Here is a 12,134-nt window from a genome sequence, read left to right as displayed (position 1 = left end):
GACATCGTCTCGCTAGGTAAACGCAGGATCTCATTCCACCGGCGTGTCAGGCCGATTACCCCAGTCTGACCAGGAGCCTGGGTACCCTTTTACCCGATTGAATCCCAGTGATTTGAGCATGATATAAGTAAGGGAAGAGCGGTGATGAGTATGGCAGTAGGTCACCACCTGCTGCTCTCTTTGAATACCCAGCTCTTGCAAGAGTGTTTCAAGTTCAGCCGCCGGTTTCAGACGCAGGTTGCGCTGCTGGTCGAGGGCGAGCATCCAATCCATGTTAACGGCCCCGGGGATGTGTCCCCCTTTTTCCGCGTAGCGTTTGGTGCCGTTGTACTCGTCCGGCGTGCGGGCATCGAGCAGGCTGAGGTCGGCTTCCCCCAAGTGCTGTTTGATGAATTCTGCCTCCGCCACGGGTGTGTCGGTAGGATTAGCCCGAAATTGCCTGGGTTGGGGGGTAGTGGCAGCCTGCTCCACAGGGTGTCCTTCATTGGTCCAGGCATGGAGACCGCCATTCAACAGGGAAAATCGGCTGTGGCCCATCGCCTCCAGGGTCCAGAGCAGTCGGCTGGCTTTCCCGCCTCCTTCATCGTCGTACGCCACGACGTGAGTCGACGCATCGATACCGATAGTGGAGAAACAAGCTTCCAAAGTGTCCACGTCCGGTAGCAGCCCCATGGTCGGTTTGCGCATGGCGATAATCTGCCCGTAATCGAGATATACCGCCCCGGGGATATGGAGTTGGGCGTATGTGGCGGGTTTGGTCAAGTCGACTACCAGCAAATCCTGGCTTCCCAATAAGGGCTCAAGGGCTGCAGGTTCGATGATCAGTGGCAGATCGTGTGTGGTCATAGGCTGATGTCCGGGGTGTCAGAGCTAAACAAAGCATATGGGTGGTGGATTCACTGGTTTCAAGATGCACCAGAACATCACGTTGGATTACATGAGACCCGCTTCGCGATAATAACGTAGAGCGCCTTCATGGATAGGGGCGGGCAGCCCCTCGTTGATCATCTCTTTTTTCCGCAGATTGCTGAATGCCGGATGAAAACCGGTAAAGGTCTGGAAATTATCAAAAACCGATTTCACTACATGATAGATAGTTTGGTTGGGGATTGAGGTGGTACTGACAAATATGGCACCGACGCCAAAGGTTTTGATGTCATCGGGGTTGCCCGTGTACATGCCGCCAGGAATGGTGGCAAAGCGGTAATACTCGTTTTCCGCAACCAGTTTTTCGATCAACGGCCCGTCTACATTTAGGATGACGGTTTTGCAGGTATTAGTAGCCTCCTTGATGGAGGCGGAGGGGTGACCGACAGTAAAGACCATGGCATCGATCTTGTTATCACACAGTGCCTTGGATTGCTCCGAAGATTTGAGTTCCGATACCAAGGCGAAATCACTGACCGTCCAGCCATAGGCCTCCATGACCACCTCCATGGTCCCCCGTTGCCCCGATCCGGGATTGCCGATGTTGACGCGCTTCCCTTTTAAGTCTTCAAAGTGCTTGATGCCTGCGTCGGCACGCGCCACCACCGTAAAGGGTTCCGGGTGGATCGAGAAGAGCGTACGCAGGTCGGGATTCGGCCCGTTGTCGCTGAACTTACTGGTGCCATGGAAGGCGTGATAGAGCCAGTCCGATTGGGCTATCGCCATGTCCAGCTCGCCTTTGTGCAAGGCGTTGAGGTTGTAGACCGAGCCGTTGGTCGATTCAATGGCGCAGCGGATTCCGTGGTGTTTAAGCTCTTTATTGACCAGTTTGCATATCGAACTGCCGGTCGGGTAATAGACGCCTGTCACGCCGCCGGTACCGATAACGGTGAAGGTTTCGGCGCCGGCAATACGGCTGCCGAGTAGCACGCTGAAGAATAGGATCAGTAGCGGTTTGATTCTGCTGGCCATCGTGGAAGGGTTCTCCGTTTGCTGTCTGGCTCAAAATAACCGCAAACAGGGGTGTGAACAATAGTTCATCACTGGGGTTATTGCCGATCTCGTGGATATTCTGGAAATTCTGGCGGGAGCAGGAGCGGTTGGGCAGAGACGCCGCCCGTAACGAGGGGCGACGTCTCGGTGCAGGGTTAGCTCGGTATATACGGGCCTAGCTCACCCGGGAAAGTGTCGGGACCGTAGATGGTATCTTCGCCCTTCACCTGTTCCACGATTTTCAACAGATCATATTGTCCGGTCATGCTGTCCGGTCCATTGCCTTTCATGACCAGCATATCCTTAAAGCACTGGTGGTCCTCGCCACGATAAAAGGTCTGTCCAGGGCCAATGCCTGTGTAACGGGAGTTCTCCAGGGTTTTGATTACCTCTGGGGGATAGAATGTCCCAGTCTTTTCACACGCGTTGGCATAGAGCAGAGTTTGCACATAGCAGGTGTGGGCGGCCTGAGATGGCGGAAAGCCGTACGCCTTGGTAAAGCTCTTAACAAAGGCTTGGGAGCCGGGGTCCTGCAGGGTCCAGTTCCAACCGGTTGTGCCATACACGCCGTCGATATTGGACGCGCCGGCACCTTTTGCCATTACGCGACTGAACAGTGGTACCACCACTTCAATGGTCTTACCGTTTTTCTGCAGGTCCCGTAATCCGAATTCAACCGCCTGGGTTAGGGAGTTGACCATATCTTTTCCGTAGTGATTGAGGATCAGTACATCGGCATCGGAGTTCAGGATTGCGGTGATGAACATCGAATAGTCCCTGGAACCCAAGGGGGTCATGATATTGTTGACCGTGGTCCATCCCTCTTTTTCGGTGAACTCTTTCATTGAGGCGTACTGGGTATGGCCCCAGGAGTAATCGGCGGTCAAGTGGAAGGCTCGGCGGTCATTGCCATAATTCTTCGCCAGTACCGGAGAGAGTGCCTTGCCACTCATATAAGCGTTGAAAAAGTGGCGGAAGCCGTAGCGGCGTCTATCTTTTCCGGTCGTGTCGTTGGAGTGGGTCAGGCCGCACATGAACACGACACCCTTCTCCTGTGCCAGATACTGCTGCGCAATGGCCACGGCACTGGAAGAGCCGCCTGAAAACATAATGACACCATCTTGCTCGATCATACGACGGGCGCTGACACGTGCTCGCGCAGGGTTGGATTGGGTGTCCCCAACAACATATTCAACTTTTTTACCCAGTACACCATTACCTTTCAGGGCAAGCGGTTGCAGGGTGTTGAGCATGCCGCCTCCATTGTTGATGTGCTGGACGGCCAGTTTGTAGGCTCGGCCCTCATCAGCTCCCTCATCGGCATAGGCGCCACTCTGAGGGAAGTTGAAGCCGAATTTCACCGTACTGCCTTTTACCGGGTAGTTACCTATCGCTTGCTCGGCCCAGGCATCTTTTATGAAGAACAGGGGGGAGCTGGCCGCAGCAACCGATGCGGCCCCCAGCTTCATGAAACCACGCCGGGAAAGGGTGTTGAACTTGTCAGAACTGTGATCTGTCATCGCTATCTCATCCTCTCACTTGGGCTCGGGCCCATCTCTTTTTAAGCTGTTTGATTCATGTTGCCTGGCGATCCAGGCACAGATCTGCCCTGTTGAACTCTTGTCAGAAACAACGAGACTGCGCAATAACTCATTGAATTTAAAGAGAGGGTCAAGTCTATTGCATTATAATATGTTGCTGCCAACATAGAGGCGACTGCAGCCTGCAGCCGACCCGGTATAGCAGTGCATCGGCAGCTTTACCGATTAATTGAGGAGAATCGCTGGCGCGTTCAAATTATTGTGAATAACCCGGCAAACTCATGCCACAGGACGGGTGGGAGGATAGTACGGCGAAGGGCAGGAGTCCTGCAGTTGGTGGTATGAAGAAATCGCTATGGGTGGCCTTAAATGTTATTTGTATCTGGTGCCGCTGTATGCGACGAAAACCACGGCATGGTCCTGGGATATCCACCATTGCGCGTGTCACCATAAGGGATACCGAGAGGGACCTGGAGCAAACAGCTATCCGTTGTGAGACGGAACTGGCTCCGGCGCCGGATCTTTAGTGGGCTTTTAGCCCCTGTCTTGAGCGTTTTGGTATCGCTTAACAGGAAGTCACCTGGGCCAGGTAATCGTTCAGTGTATGACCGACTTGCAATTCAAAACATCGATCGGTAACTAACAGCGATTGAATCCGATCCAAACGAAAGTGGCGGAAATCGCTACGCAGTTCGCACCAGGCCACCAGGGTCCAGACCTTGCCCCAGTAAAACAGACCTAGCGGATGAATCACACGCTCCGATGTTTCGCCATCTGCCCGCACGTAAGAGAGTCGCACTTTATGCAATTCGCGACAGGCGCGCCTGAGAGCGGACAAATGGTGGGCCATGATCGGGCCAATATTGAAATCCGGAACCAAAATCTCAGAGCGTGCCAATTCAGGGCGCAATGGTTCCGGCACGGCCGATTCCACCTTGTTGATCACCCCCTGAGCCGCTCGCGCCATGTCCCGGTCTGTCCAGGCTTGCACCATACGCATACCCGTGAGTAACGCGGCCAACTCATCTTCACTGAACATCAGTGGCGGCAGGGTAAACCCTTTAAGAAGCCGATAACCCACGCCTGCTTCACCCAAGATGGGTACGCCGGACAGGGAAAGGTCTTGAATATCCCGATAAATGGTGCGCTCGGATACCTCCAACTCCTGCGCCAAGTGACGGGCGGTCACTACCCGGTCATGACGCAGAAGTTGAACCAGCTGAAACAGGCGGTCTGCCCTCCTCATCCGGGCAGACCCCTAAGCCCGTCAGGTTTTAAAGTAAGGTTTAAACGCGTCATCCGGCTCCTTTTCTGTATAAAGATAGAGGCTGACCCCGTTCGGATCATTTACCGAAAATCCGCGATCGCCCCAAGGATGGTCTTCCAGTGGCATCACGGGCTCGAGCCCCTGTTCGGTGAGGCGCCGATACTCGGCATCGACATCCGGCACACGAAAGTTGAAGGTTAAACCGCTTCCGGTATACGGAGCGCAATCCCCCTCCTGCGGCGTCATCATGGCAAACTCGGTGTCGCCCACTTTGAGGACCAGATAGCAGCCGCAATCAAACATCACCTTCGCATCGAAGTTGGTTTGGTAAAACGTTCGTGCCAGGGTCAAATCGGGTAGTGCCACACAGGGCATCAGTTGATTTGTTTTCATGGGATCACTCCGCCCACGCCGGCATGGCCAGGAGATAGTGTTCCGCTCTCGCTTGCGCTGCTTGCGGGTCGATACCAGGCTGCCACTCCAGAAACCAGCCAGCCACCCCTTCTTTCACCGCTTGCCGAGGCTTTAGTGTGCCCTGATCATCGGTGCAATAAACACAATAGGATTCGGAGGGCCCCTTAAATTGCGGGTTCTCCAGCGGGGCTGCGCACGAATGACAAAATTTCATTATTCTCTCCTTCAATGGATACAAGTTATCTTGAGGCTCCTACTCTATTCCCGCCCTACTGACAGCGTTGTGTCAGTAGGATTTTGACGCGTTGCATGACATGGATTCAACACTTTTTGACATCCGGGTTTTTCCAAAAATGAGTCAGCAGGATTAGCTACAGTATTTTTTGATTGAGCCCCATGACCTGCGAGGCGAGCAGTTGCAGGCAGATGCCAATTAGAACACTTTATGATCCACAGCCCATGTTTGCTGGAGAAGGTAGAGTAGAAGACGAAGCGGGATGTGGTTGTTTATTGTGCTAAATACCATGCGGTGCTACGGCGTAACTTTTAAGTGACCTTCCGGGGGCGCGCAGTGGCTGAGTCTTTCTTCGCAGTTATGAAACTTGAGAAGGGTACCTACGAAACGCGAGAACTGGCATCTTAAGCTGCTATTCGAACTAAGGTTATGGGCAAGAAAAAAACCCGTTAAGTTCGATGAACTTAACGGGTTTTTTTATTTGGTACCGAGGGTCGGACTCGAACCGACAAGGGGTTGCCCCCGGGGGATTTTGAATCCCCTGTGTCTACCAATTTCACCACCCCGGCTTTGGAGAGGCGTAGTATAATCGTTTCGTTGGGCAGTGCAATCCCTCTATGGATACCTAATAGAAGCCTTGGCCGCACCGCTGTCTATGGTAAGATTCGCCCCCCATGCAGAGAAGTGACTTCCACTATGACCTCCCCGATGAGCTAATTGCCCAGTTTCCCGCTGGAAACCGGCAGGATAGCCGTCTGCTTCACCTGCCTTCCGATAATCGGGAAGTGGTGGATCGTCTGTTTGTCGACCTGCCCGCATTGCTCAATCCCGGCGACCTGTTGGTGTTCAATGATACCCGGGTGATGCGAGCCAGATTGTATGGCTGCAAGGAGAGTGGCGGGCGCGTTGAGCTATTGATCGAGCGGGTGTTGGAACCAAGCCGGGGTTTGGCGCATATCCGGGCCAGTAAGTCTCCCAAGCCCGGTAGCCGTATCCTGTTGGAAGGGGGAGGTGTATTGATCGTGCAGGGCCGAGAGGATGACCTGTTTATCATCGATGCCCCGGATACCGAGCTGCATGCGCTGATGCAACAGGCCGGTCACATGCCGCTGCCTCCTTATATCAGTCGTGATGACGAGGCGTTGGATGAGGAGCGCTACCAGACGGTCTATTCCAAGCGTGAAGGTGCTGTGGCGGCCCCCACCGCCGGGCTCCATTTCGATCACGCGATGTTATCCCGGCTTGATGCCATGGGGGTTGAACGTGCCCACGTCACCCTGCATGTGGGGGCGGGGACTTTCAGACCGGTCCGGGTGGATCGGCTGGAAGATCATGTGATGCATAGCGAATATGTCGAGGTGGGAGTGGACGTGTGTAAGCAGGTCCAGGAGACCCGCGCCCGGGGCGGGCGGGTTGTGGCGGTCGGTACCACCAGCGTGCGCAGCCTCGAATCCGCGGCACATGCGGGTCAATTGCAGCCATTTTATGGGGACACCCGGCTATTTATTACACCAGGTTACCGATTTAGATGCGTGGATGCCTTGGTGACCAATTTCCATCTACCGGAGTCGACGCTGCTGATGTTGGTGGCAGCATTTTCCGGTCACGAAAGAGTAATGGAGGCCTATCGGCATGCCGTGGCTCAACGCTATCGATTTTTCAGCTACGGTGATGCGATGTTCCTGGAGCGATCAAGCTAGGAAATTGCCTGGATTGAGGCCGGCAATAAAATCATGGGCAAAAAAAACGCGGCAAGTGGATTGCCGCGTAAATAAATCCACCAAAGGAGGATGGAGGAGTGCGTACTGAGTGTTTTTCAGTACATGCGTAGTTTCTAATGTATGCTGCAGTGTGTCAAGTTCTTAAAATCCATTTATGTTGATATAAATCATGCTATTTGAAGTCGCAAATATTGACGGTGCTGCCCGTCGTGGTCAGATCACATTTCCGCGTGGTTCGATACAGACGCCGGCCTTTATGCCGGTGGGGACCTACGGTACGGTGAAGGCGATGACACCAGAGGAGCTGGCGTCCGCCGGCGCGGAGATCATTCTTGGGAATACCTTCCACCTGATGTTACGTCCAGGGACGGAGATCATCTCCGCCCACGGCGATCTGCACGATTTTATCCATTGGCAGCGGCCGATTTTGACCGACTCTGGCGGCTTTCAGGTATTCAGTCTGGGGGCGATGCGCAAGATCACCGAGGCCGGTGTTCACTTTCGCTCGCCCATCGATGGTAGCCGGATATTCATGGGGCCGGAAGAGTCTATGGCGGTACAGCGCCAGTTGGGTTCCGATATTGTGATGATTTTCGATGAGTGCACCCCCTATCCGGCGACGGAGATCGAGGCCAGAGTCTCCATGGAGTTATCCCTACGCTGGGCAGAGCGTAGCAAGCAAGCCCATGGCGACAATCCGTCGGCCCTGTTTGGTATTGTTCAGGGGGGGGTCTTTGAATCCCTGCGCGGGCGGTCGCTGGAAGGGCTGGCGGAGATCGGCTTCGATGGCTATGCGGTGGGCGGGTTGTCCGTAGGCGAACCGCCGGCTGATCGCTGGCGGGTACTCGATTATCTCTCCTCAAGACTGCCGGCGGATAAGCCCCACTATCTGATGGGAGTCGGGACGCCGGAGGATATTGTGGAGGCGGTGCGACGGGGTATCGATATGTTTGACTGCGTTATGCCGACCCGCAATGCGCGCAACGGCCATCTTTTCACCCATCAGGGAGTGGTGCGCATCCGCAATGCCGTACACGCCAAGGATACCGGCCCTCTGGATCCCCTTTGCGACTGCTACACTTGCCAACACTACAGTCGTAGCTACCTGCGGCATCTATCCCGTTGTAATGAGATATTGGGTGCCAGACTCAATACCATCCATAACCTCCATTACTACCAATCGCTGATGCGGGATATTCGCCAGGCCATCTCTGAACGGCGGTTTGATGCCTTTGTCCGGGAATTCTATGCTACGCGGGCCTAGTGGCCACTTGAAATGCCATCGACAGAGTCGCAATTAGGGCGGAGAGTGTTTTGGCTGGGATACAGTGCGGCCTGATCAATTCTTTAATGATAACAACTGTGGCATAATGCCCCGCTTGTGATTCCTGTGCGGTGTGGTCCGTGCCGAATCAGTACATTTTGACCACTTGACTTAAGGTAACAACACCATGAGTTTCTTTATTTCAGATGCCATGGCCCAGGCGGCCGGCGGCGGTGCGGGTGCACCGGGTTTTGAAGGCCTGATCCTGCCGATCGGCCTAATTATCATGCTCTATTTCCTGATGATTCGTCCGCAGATGAAACGTCAAAAAGAGCACAAAAAGCTGGTCGAGACCCTGGCCAAGGGGGATGAAGTTCAAACCGAAGGCGGATTGATGGGCAAAATAGCTGATCTGGGTGAGAATTTCGTCAAGGTGGAGATCGCCGAAGGGGTAGAGGTGAAGATTCGTCGTCAGGCGGTGTCGGCCATCATGCCCAAAGGCACTCTGAAAGAGCTGTAATCACTGGCCGGCCCTTGTGGCCGGCTGTTTCATTCGGGCAGGCTGGAATAGACCGATCTTGTCCGTGTAGCGCTTCCACAATAACAGATAACGATGAACCGATATCCTCTCTGGAAGAACATCCTCGTAGTGGTCCTGATATTGATCGGCCTGGTTTACGCCTTGCCGAACGTATTTGATCAGGACCCTTCGCTGGAGATCAGCGGCAGCCGCCGTGTCTCAGTTGACGCCTCAACCGAGGAGACGATCCGAACGACGCTCGGTAGCGCAAAGATAGACATTAAATCGACTACTGCAGGTGTCAATAAACTGCTGGTCAGATTCAATGACTCAGAAAGCCAGCTCCGGGCCAAAGAGATTTTAGAGGCAAAGCTAGGGGGCGATTATACCCAGGCGCTGACACTCTCTACCGATGTGCCGGGTTGGCTCAAGAGCGTGGGCGCCTTGCCCATGTATCTGGGATTGGATCTGCGTGGCGGTATTCATGTGTTGATCGATGTCGACATGGATGCGGCAGTCAGCCAAGCCATGGAACGTTATAACGGCGATATTCGTACCCTGCTGCGTGGCGAGAAATTGCGCTACAGCCGGGTAACCCAGCGTGACGATGCGATCCTGGTCTCGTTCAAAGAAGCCGGCCTGCGTGACAAGGCACTGGATGCGATCGGGAACGAATACCGTGACCTGCTGCTTGAGGCCGTGGATGAAGGGGATGAATATCTGGTCCAGGCCAAAATGAGCCTCAGTGAGCAACGCTCGGTTAAGAAGTTCGCCCTGGATCAGAATATCACTACGTTGCGTAACCGGGTCAATGCCCTGGGCGTATCCGAACCGGTTATCCAACAGCAGGGTGAACGGCGGATTGTGGTGCAACTCCCGGGTGCCCAGGATCCGGCGAAACTGAAGGAACTGCTGGGAGCGACTGCAACACTGGAATACCGTCTGGAAGATACCGAACACAGCGTGGAAGATGCGCTGGCCGGTAAGGTACCGCCCGGTTCCAAGCTGTATAAAACGCGAGATGGTCGGCCCATTTTGCTGAAAAAACGGGTAATCGTGACCGGCAACCAGATCACCGATGCCGCGTCAGGATTCGACCAGCGTAGTGGCGGCCCCATGGTGTCGGTCAGCCTGGATAGCCAGGGCGCACGGCGCATGCGCAACGTGACCACGGAAAATGTCAATAAACCGATGGCGGTGGTCTTTATTGAATCACGTAAAGAGACCCATCTGGTCGATGGCAAGCCGGTGACCCGCAAGGTTCAGGTGGAAGAGGTGATCAGCGTTGCCAACATCCTTGAGCCTTTTGGCCGCCGTTTCCAGACCACCGGATTGGATAGTCCTGAAGAGGCCCATGACCTGGCTTTGCTGCTGCGTGCCGGCGCGCTGGCGGCACCGATCGATATCGTGGAGGAGCGCACCATCGGCCCAAGCCTGGGGCAGGATAATATCGATCAAGGCTTCGCCTCGGTATTAATTGGCCTGTCTTTGGTGATCGTCTTTATGGCTGTCTACTATAAGGTGTTCGGCTTGGTGGCCAACTTGGCGTTGCTGATGAACCTGGTGTTTATCGTGGCGATCCTCTCCATGTTGCAGGCTACCCTGACCTTGCCGGGTATTGCCGGTATCGTATTGACTGTGGGTATGGCGGTAGATGCCAATGTTTTGATCTTCGAGCGTATTCGTGAAGAGATACGTAACGGCAGTACGCCCCAGGCCAGTATTTTTTCCGGTTATGAAAAAGCGTTATCTACCATCGTGGATGCCAATATCACTACCTTGATTGCGGCCGTCGTGTTGTTCAGTTTCGGTACGGGCCCCATTAAGGGTTTTGCCGTGACCCTGTTTATCGGCATCCTGACTTCCATGTTTACTGCCATTGTGGGTACCCGCGCTTTGATAAACCTGATCTATGGCGGTAAGCGTGTCGCCAAGCTCAGTATCTGATTGAGATAATTCTGATGCAGATCTTTAAAAGAAAGACCAATATCGATTTCATGGGCAAGCGAAGAATCGCCGCGACCTTATCCCTTTTGTTGGTTCTGGTCTCCATCGGGGCTGTCCTGGTGCGGGGGTTGAGCCTCGGGATCGACTTTACCGGGGGTACCCTGGTCGAGGTTGGCTACCAAGATGCCGTAGAACTGGCCAAGGTAAGGGAGGTGCTGGCGGCCGGCGGGTTTGGCGAAGCAACGGTACAGCACTTTGGTACCTCGAAAGATGTGTTGGTCCGTTTGCCGCCTCAGGCAGAGTTGGGTAGTGCAGAGTTGAGTGACCGCGCCTTCGCCGCTTTGAAACAGGCGGAAGCGGGAGAAGCATCCCTGCGCCGGGTCGAGTTTGTCGGTCCGCAAGTGGGGGATGAGTTGACCGAGGATGGCGGGTTGGCGATGCTTTATGCCTTGATCGGTATTCTGGTCTATGTGGCGTTACGCTTCGAATACCGCTTTGCGTTGGGTTCGGTTATTGCGCTGATCCATGACGTGCTGATCACGTTGGGCATATTTTCTATTTTTCAGATCGAGTTTGACCTCACGGTGTTGGCGGCGGTGCTGGCGGTAATCGGCTACTCGTTGAACGATACCATCGTGGTGTTTGATCGGATCCGAGAAAACTTCCGCAAGATGCGCAAAGGGAGTGCGGTGGAGATTGTCAACAGCTCGCTGAACCAGACCTTGTCCCGTACCCTGATGACATCGCTGACCACGTTGTTGGTGTTGGTGGCTCTGTTTGTGTTTGGTGGCGAGATCATTCACGGCTTTGCCTTTGCCCTGATTATCGGCATTGTAGTGGGTACTTACTCGTCGATCTATGTGGCCAGTACCGCGGTACTGATGCTGGGTATCAGCAAGGCCGATTTGATGCCGATACCTAAAGAAGGCGCCGGGGTGGATGCGGAGCCTTGAGGCAAATGAAAAAAGCCCGGCGGGTGACGACACCCGCCGGGCTTTTTTGTGCCTAGTGCTTCTATCCGCAGGCGCGTTTCAGGTTTGGAAAATCGATGATCTCTGCGTCTCTGGAGTTGCTCTTGGAGGGTATGCGATTTCGTTGGGACTCACTGGCGGGACGAATTTCCAGGATCTCGAAATCCCCGCTGTCGGCACTCAATGAGTATGCCAGTGACAGCTCATACAGACCATCCAGTACATCGCGCATGATCATTTCAAGCGCCCGGTCGCTGACCGTTGTCGTTAAATCTGAGTTGTCCTTCATGCCACCCGGCCTCCAAAACCTCATGGAACATAGTCTGTCCGATGA

The 12,134-nt window shown here is 54.3% G+C and carries 12 protein-coding genes and 1 tRNA gene; 5 read left to right on the top strand and 8 right to left on the bottom strand.

Going from position 1 to position 12,134, the window contains the following annotated elements; all coding sequences use genetic code 11:
• Positions 1-30: 30 nt before the first annotated feature.
• The 7 genes from ACQY5R_RS11335 to ACQY5R_RS11305 all read right to left on the bottom strand — a co-directional run bounded on the left by ACQY5R_RS11335 (position 31) and on the right by ACQY5R_RS11305 (position 5,946).
• Positions 31-846, bottom strand: a complete 816-nt coding sequence (locus ACQY5R_RS11335; RefSeq protein ID WP_428608345.1) for a sulfurtransferase — start codon at positions 844-846, stop codon at positions 31-33.
• 87 nt (positions 847-933) lie between these two features.
• A complete protein-coding gene (locus tag ACQY5R_RS11330; RefSeq protein WP_428608342.1) occupies positions 934-1,899 on the bottom strand; it encodes a TAXI family TRAP transporter solute-binding subunit in 966 nt (321 codons plus the stop codon).
• Between the two features lie 176 nt (positions 1,900-2,075).
• Positions 2,076-3,440 (bottom strand): substrate-binding protein, encoded by a 1,365-nt coding sequence (locus ACQY5R_RS11325; protein WP_428608339.1) that lies wholly within the window; start codon positions 3,438-3,440, stop codon positions 2,076-2,078.
• A gap of 586 nt (positions 3,441-4,026) precedes the next feature.
• The gene (locus ACQY5R_RS11320; RefSeq protein ID WP_428608337.1) at positions 4,027-4,707 is read right to left on the bottom strand and encodes a helix-turn-helix transcriptional regulator; all 681 of its coding nucleotides are present in this window, start codon (positions 4,705-4,707) and stop codon (positions 4,027-4,029) included.
• Positions 4,708-4,728: 21 nt separating this feature from the next.
• Complete coding sequence (locus ACQY5R_RS11315) at positions 4,729-5,121, bottom strand: VOC family protein (protein WP_428608334.1); 393 nt, start codon at positions 5,119-5,121, stop codon at positions 4,729-4,731.
• A 4-nt stretch (positions 5,122-5,125) separates the two neighbouring features.
• Positions 5,126-5,356, bottom strand: coding sequence for a zinc ribbon domain-containing protein (locus tag ACQY5R_RS11310; protein WP_428608332.1), 231 nt, complete (start codon positions 5,354-5,356; stop codon positions 5,126-5,128).
• Positions 5,357-5,859: 503 nt separating this feature from the next.
• A tRNA-Leu gene (locus ACQY5R_RS11305) sits at positions 5,860-5,946 on the bottom strand.
• 105 nt (positions 5,947-6,051) lie between these two features.
• On the opposite strand from ACQY5R_RS11305, the gene queA reads away from it, so the two are divergent.
• The 5 genes from queA (at position 6,052) to secF (ending at position 11,782) form a co-directional block, all read left to right on the top strand.
• Positions 6,052-7,077 carry a tRNA preQ1(34) S-adenosylmethionine ribosyltransferase-isomerase QueA gene (gene queA, locus ACQY5R_RS11300; protein WP_428608329.1) on the top strand — a complete coding sequence of 342 codons (1,026 nt, stop codon included), beginning with the start codon at positions 6,052-6,054 and terminating at the stop codon, positions 7,075-7,077.
• A 190-nt stretch (positions 7,078-7,267) separates the two neighbouring features.
• Positions 7,268-8,362: a tRNA guanosine(34) transglycosylase Tgt gene (tgt, locus tag ACQY5R_RS11295; protein WP_428608327.1), complete on the top strand. Its 1,095-nt coding sequence runs from the start codon at positions 7,268-7,270 to the stop codon at positions 8,360-8,362.
• A 187-nt stretch (positions 8,363-8,549) separates the two neighbouring features.
• Positions 8,550-8,882 carry a preprotein translocase subunit YajC gene (gene yajC, locus ACQY5R_RS11290; protein ID WP_428608325.1) on the top strand — a complete coding sequence of 111 codons (333 nt, stop codon included), beginning with the start codon at positions 8,550-8,552 and terminating at the stop codon, positions 8,880-8,882.
• A gap of 93 nt (positions 8,883-8,975) precedes the next feature.
• Positions 8,976-10,829 carry a protein translocase subunit SecD gene (gene secD / locus ACQY5R_RS11285; RefSeq protein WP_428608322.1) on the top strand — a complete coding sequence of 618 codons (1,854 nt, stop codon included), beginning with the start codon at positions 8,976-8,978 and terminating at the stop codon, positions 10,827-10,829.
• 14 nt (positions 10,830-10,843) lie between these two features.
• A complete protein-coding gene (gene secF, locus ACQY5R_RS11280; protein ID WP_428608319.1) occupies positions 10,844-11,782 on the top strand; it encodes a protein translocase subunit SecF in 939 nt (312 codons plus the stop codon).
• Positions 11,783-11,843: 61 nt separating this feature from the next.
• Here the strand turns inward: secF and ACQY5R_RS11275 are convergent, their stop codons facing one another.
• Positions 11,844-12,089, bottom strand: coding sequence for a hypothetical protein (locus ACQY5R_RS11275; RefSeq protein WP_428608316.1), 246 nt, complete (start codon positions 12,087-12,089; stop codon positions 11,844-11,846).
• Positions 12,090-12,134: the final 45 nt, after the last annotated feature.

The sequence above is a fragment of the Sedimenticola sp. genome, assembly GCF_050289425.1.
GTDB lineage: Bacteria > Pseudomonadota > Gammaproteobacteria > Chromatiales > Chromatiaceae > Sedimenticola.
This window is presented reverse-complemented; position numbering and strand designations above follow the sequence as displayed.

Coding starts and splice junctions, on each gene's coding strand:
- tgt (WP_428608327.1), top strand. CDS start 7,268: ATGCTATTTGAAGTCGCAAATATTGACGGTGCTGCCCGTCGTGGTCAG.
- ACQY5R_RS11325 (WP_428608339.1), bottom strand. CDS start 3,440: ATGACAGATCACAGTTCTGACAAGTTCAACACCCTTTCCCGGCGTGGT.
- ACQY5R_RS11310 (WP_428608332.1), bottom strand. CDS start 5,356: ATGAAATTTTGTCATTCGTGCGCAGCCCCGCTGGAGAACCCGCAATTT.
- ACQY5R_RS11320 (WP_428608337.1), bottom strand. CDS start 4,707: ATGAGGAGGGCAGACCGCCTGTTTCAGCTGGTTCAACTTCTGCGTCAT.
- ACQY5R_RS11330 (WP_428608342.1), bottom strand. CDS start 1,899: ATGGCCAGCAGAATCAAACCGCTACTGATCCTATTCTTCAGCGTGCTA.
- ACQY5R_RS11335 (WP_428608345.1), bottom strand. CDS start 846: ATGACCACACACGATCTGCCACTGATCATCGAACCTGCAGCCCTTGAG.
- queA (WP_428608329.1), top strand. CDS start 6,052: ATGCAGAGAAGTGACTTCCACTATGACCTCCCCGATGAGCTAATTGCC.
- secD (WP_428608322.1), top strand. CDS start 8,976: ATGAACCGATATCCTCTCTGGAAGAACATCCTCGTAGTGGTCCTGATA.
- secF (WP_428608319.1), top strand. CDS start 10,844: ATGCAGATCTTTAAAAGAAAGACCAATATCGATTTCATGGGCAAGCGA.
- yajC (WP_428608325.1), top strand. CDS start 8,550: ATGAGTTTCTTTATTTCAGATGCCATGGCCCAGGCGGCCGGCGGCGGT.
- ACQY5R_RS11315 (WP_428608334.1), bottom strand. CDS start 5,121: ATGAAAACAAATCAACTGATGCCCTGTGTGGCACTACCCGATTTGACC.
- ACQY5R_RS11275 (WP_428608316.1), bottom strand. CDS start 12,089: ATGAAGGACAACTCAGATTTAACGACAACGGTCAGCGACCGGGCGCTT.